Origin of the sequence: Yersinia similis (assembly GCF_001053095.1) — a bacterium.
GTDB lineage: Bacteria > Pseudomonadota > Gammaproteobacteria > Enterobacterales > Enterobacteriaceae > Yersinia > Yersinia similis.
The window spans coordinates 1-4011 of sequence record NZ_CGBP01000066.1 but is presented as its reverse complement, the minus strand read 5'-3'; the positions used below and the strand labels follow the sequence as shown (position 1 = coordinate 4011).

Below are 4011 nucleotides of genomic sequence, written 5' to 3'. Positions count from 1 at the left end.
TGCTCATTATATCTCTAACAAAGTGTCCGGAATGATTAGACCATTACAAGAACCCTCACTGTTCGTTCGATAAAAATCGAAAAGACACTCAAGACTTTCATTTTCAGAGATAGAGATACCCAGCAAAGGCGATGATTTATCAATGGGTTTTCTAAAAACTATTGGATGATGATGGGAGTTTTGAGCACGAGATATCATATGTTGCAATGCATAAATGAAGATTTGATCCTGATGTGTTGATTGCGACTTATTGCCAATAGAATCTAATGAACCGCAGCCAGCGGATATTAAACCTTGTTTCGCACCTTGCAACGTTAAATAAATAGAGTTGGCCATTTTAAAAATCCTTTTAATAATTTAAATAGTGTAACCATTAGACATTACAGGATTGAATCATTATTTTCACCTGCCGAATTACAGAATGCACGATTGCTTACCCCTTTATTAACCTTTTAGGCTGTAAATAAAGGCTATCACATTTATTGAATCCATTAATTTCTTGTGCCATCCCTCACACAAAACCCATCACATGCCGCGCGCGCCCGTAGGCGGCAAACTGGCCGCATGAATATCCTTATTGCTGGTCTTAAACGCCTGTTGGCTAACATTATCCGTATTGGCATCGTCTCAGACGTCGATCTTGCTAACGGATTATGTCGGGTCAAAATGGGTAACCTGGAAACCGATTGGCTTAATTGGTTAACCCTGCGCGCCGGGCGGGTGCGTTTTTGGTCTGCGCCATCGCCGGGTGAGCAAGTTATGGTGATCAGTATCGGCGGTGAACTCACCACCGGTTTTGTGCTGCCCGCTGTTTTCTCTGATGCCAATCCCGCCCCGTCACAATCCGCCGACGCTATCGTGATCACCTTCCCTGATGGTGCCCGTTTTGAGTACGAGCCAGAAACCAGTCACCTGGCCGTAACCGGAATAGCAACAGCGGTGATTGAGGCTGGCGAATCGATCCATGCTACCGCCCCCAACATGACCTGTACCGCCTCGGTCAAAATCACACTGGACACACCCGAAGTGGAATGTACCAACAACCTGACGACAGCCACCTTAAATGTGAAAAGCGGCGGCCAGATGAGCGGCGACATCAGGCATTCCGGCGGTCAGTTTTCATCTAATGGCGTGATCGTTGATAACCACAGCCACGGCGGTGTTGAGCGCGGTGGCGCTGATACGACAGGGACAAAATGACAACCTATAAATATAGCGGCATGAACCGCAACAGCGGCTTGAACATCGACGATATTGATCATATTCGCCAGTCAATCAGTGACATTCTGGCCACACCACAAGGCACACGGGTGATGCGCCGCGATTATGGCTCACTGTTATCAACCTTGATCGACCAGCCGCAAAATCCCGCCTTACGTCTAAAAATGATGGCCGCTGTTTATGGCGCTGTGATGCGTTGGGAGCCGCGCGTTACGCTGAATGCCATCAGTATTACCACGCTGAGCAACGGCAAGATGATTGTTGATTTAACCGGTAGCCGCACCGACAGCGACAGCCGGTTGAGTTTGGCTGTGCTAATAGGAGGTCAATAATGCCGACCATCGACTTAAGTCAGTTACCGGCACCGCAGGTGATTGAATCACTGGATTTTGAAAGCCTGCTTGCATTGCGTAAAGAAGATTTTATTGCCTTATATCCGTCCGGGCAGCAAGCCGCGGTGAGATTAACGCTGTCATTTGAATCTGAACCCATCGTGAAGTTATTGCAAGAAACCGCTTACCGCGAGCTGCTGTTGCGCCAGCGAGTGAATGAAGGGGCGCAAGCGGTGATGGTGGCCTACGCAAATGGCAGTGATTTAGACCACCTCGGCGCAAACAATGGCATTGAGCGACTGACCATCACCGCAGCCAATCCAGACGCCATCCCACCCACTGCCGCCGTGATGGAGTCTGACGACGATTTCCGGGTACGCATCCCGCAAGCCTTTGAGGGCTTGAGCGTCGCCGGGCCAACCGGTGCGTATGAGTATCATGCCCGCAGTGCCGATGGCCGGATTGCTGACGCCTCCGCCATTAGCCCATCCCCCGCTTGCGTTACCGTCACCGTGCTTTCACGTGAGGGAAATGGTACCGCGGCACAGTATTTATTGGATAAGGTTTTCTCGGCACTAAACGATGAGAACGTGCGCCCGGTGGCGGATCGATTAACCGTCAATTCTGCCACCATCGTGGAGTATCAGATTGACGCCACGCTCTATTTTTATCCGGGGCCGGAAGCTGAGCCGATCCGCGCCGCAGCCGAAGCCCGATTACAAAGCTATATCAGCACCCAGCGCCGCTTAGGGCGTGATATTCGTCTGTCGGCTATTTATGCTGCGCTGCATGTTGAAGGTGTGCAGCGGGTACGGAAAATAGTCGTTGGCTTCAACTTAAATGTTTTCCCACCATCAATATCCGCCATAACCGGTGTAATAACGCCGTGGCGAAAATGGCAGTTTTTAGCAATGGTCGCCGCTTGCTCAGGCAATAGATGTGCAACCGCCCGTGGCATTTCGCCGCGCATTGTTGTGATATCGATAGCAGACATAGTGAGTGATTTCCGGCGGGCATAAAAAAAGCCCCACTAAAAAGTGAGGCTTGGCATCTTTGGGTAATTTAGCGCGTTAATTCTCTGATATCAACGTAATGAGAAATTAAATACATTTGAGGATTGTCTGAATCTCTTGCCACTCTAGTTTAATCATGTGAGGTAACAATATATGCTGATGAAGAGCAAATGGGCTTTAAGCAATAATTAACACGATAACAAGGATGTACTATGGATACAGTTGAAGAGCTGGGCGGGACGTACTTTTATGCAGGTCGTTCAAATTTAACCGCCAGCGGATTGCTATTTATGATTTTTTTTGAAAAAACTGTAGATCAATTTGGTTTAGGCATGGCTGATTTTGGTGCTGCAGCCGCGATCTTGTCAGGTAGAAATAATCTTCCCACTCGACCTAAGCCTATAAGTGCAATGAAGGGCACTTCATATGCCTCCAAAGCAGCAAGAGGCGTATTTAAGAAATCACAATTCCCCTTTGGTATTCAATTACCTACATGGATAGGTGGGTATACACCTTGGACAGCAAAGCGGAGGATGGTCTCTAATATTGGAACATTTGTAGGTCGTTCTATTCCCCTGCTTGGCCTTATCATTATTGCTGCTGACGTATCAGAAATCACTTATAGAGCAATACGTGATTACAACACTATAGCCAGGGGTAACGACAAAATATGGTAAATAGTATTGAACAGTGTATTTATGAACTTGTTAGGCGCCATGATGGCGCTTATCTGTTTAAGAGTAAGCAGCCAGTATTAACGCCAGAAACGGACCTTGATACTGATCTTCGTATGGAGGAAGAAGAAGCTGAGGAACTCATGAATGATTTTTTTTCAACATTCAATATCCCAAAAGATAAGTTTAATATTAAAATCTATTATCCAGATGAACCTTTCTCATGGAATCCATTCAAAAAAACAGCGCCCATACCTGTTCCAGATTTCACCATAGGGATGCTTATTGAGTCCGCCAAGGCTGGTCGCTGGTTGTATGACTGAAATAGGCTGGGCTTAATTGCCCAGTTTTGCTTTGGTTAAAACCACCGGCAATTTTATGTTATCTGGAGAAACGGGCCACATGATATCCGGCGCTGTACTCACATCAATATCATCAAGCGTTATACGATATGACTTCCATAATTTCAACTCTGCTGCTCTATCTTGCCCCGCCTCAATCCGGTCTTTTAGAATCTCTATTCTATCGCTTGCATCACTTATCAGCTTTGATTTTTTGAGTTTCGCTTGAGCAACAAATTCCGCTTTCTGATCTGCAATGTCTGTAGCTGAAGGTCCGCTAGTCTCTACCCACTGCCCACATGTCCATTCTCCTGCGTCTGGGTCTATATCTGCGTTTTGATATTGCGCTTTGTAATAGCCATCACTAACTAAATCTGAGGTCCAGTTTTTGGGTAAATATCCTTCAATGTGATCTTCAATATAAAAACCA

5 protein-coding genes and 2 pseudogenes are annotated in these 4011 nt (G+C 46.7%); 5 read left to right on the top strand and 2 right to left on the bottom strand.

Annotation, left to right across the window (positions count from 1 at the left end; translation table 11 throughout):
- Nucleotides 1–48 precede the first annotated feature (48 nt).
- Nucleotides 49–336, bottom strand: a pseudogene (tssD, locus tag AC971_RS21270) (type VI secretion system tube protein TssD); the annotation flags it as partial.
- A 228-nt stretch (nucleotides 337–564) separates the two neighbouring features.
- On the opposite strand from tssD, the gene AC971_RS21265 reads away from it, so the two are divergent.
- The 5 genes and pseudogenes from AC971_RS21265 to AC971_RS21245 all read left to right on the top strand — a co-directional run bounded on the left by AC971_RS21265 (nucleotide 565) and on the right by AC971_RS21245 (nucleotide 3563).
- Nucleotides 565–1200, top strand: a complete 636-nt coding sequence (locus AC971_RS21265) for a phage baseplate assembly protein V (RefSeq protein ID WP_025383652.1) — start codon at nucleotides 565–567, stop codon at nucleotides 1198–1200.
- Entirely contained in the window at nucleotides 1197–1553 is a 357-nt protein-coding gene (locus tag AC971_RS21260) for a GPW/gp25 family protein (RefSeq protein WP_025383651.1), read from the top strand. The genes AC971_RS21265 and AC971_RS21260 overlap by 4 nt, the downstream gene beginning before the upstream one ends.
- Nucleotides 1553–2365, top strand: a pseudogene (locus AC971_RS21255) (baseplate assembly protein); the annotation flags it as partial. The gene AC971_RS21260 and the pseudogene AC971_RS21255, both read left to right, overlap by 1 nt.
- 413 nt (nucleotides 2366–2778) lie before the next feature.
- Nucleotides 2779–3243: an STM2901 family protein gene (locus tag AC971_RS21250; RefSeq protein WP_011192280.1), complete on the top strand. Its 465-nt coding sequence runs from the start codon at nucleotides 2779–2781 to the stop codon at nucleotides 3241–3243.
- Nucleotides 3237–3563: a DUF1493 family protein gene (locus tag AC971_RS21245; RefSeq protein ID WP_011192279.1), complete on the top strand. Its 327-nt coding sequence runs from the start codon at nucleotides 3237–3239 to the stop codon at nucleotides 3561–3563. Before AC971_RS21250 ends, AC971_RS21245 begins: the two co-directional genes overlap by 7 nt.
- Nucleotides 3564–3575: 12 nt before the next feature.
- Here the strand turns inward: AC971_RS21245 and AC971_RS22355 are convergent.
- Nucleotides 3576–4011: tail fiber assembly protein (locus tag AC971_RS22355; protein ID WP_072071384.1), on the bottom strand; the 436-nt coding region annotated here is incomplete at its 5' end.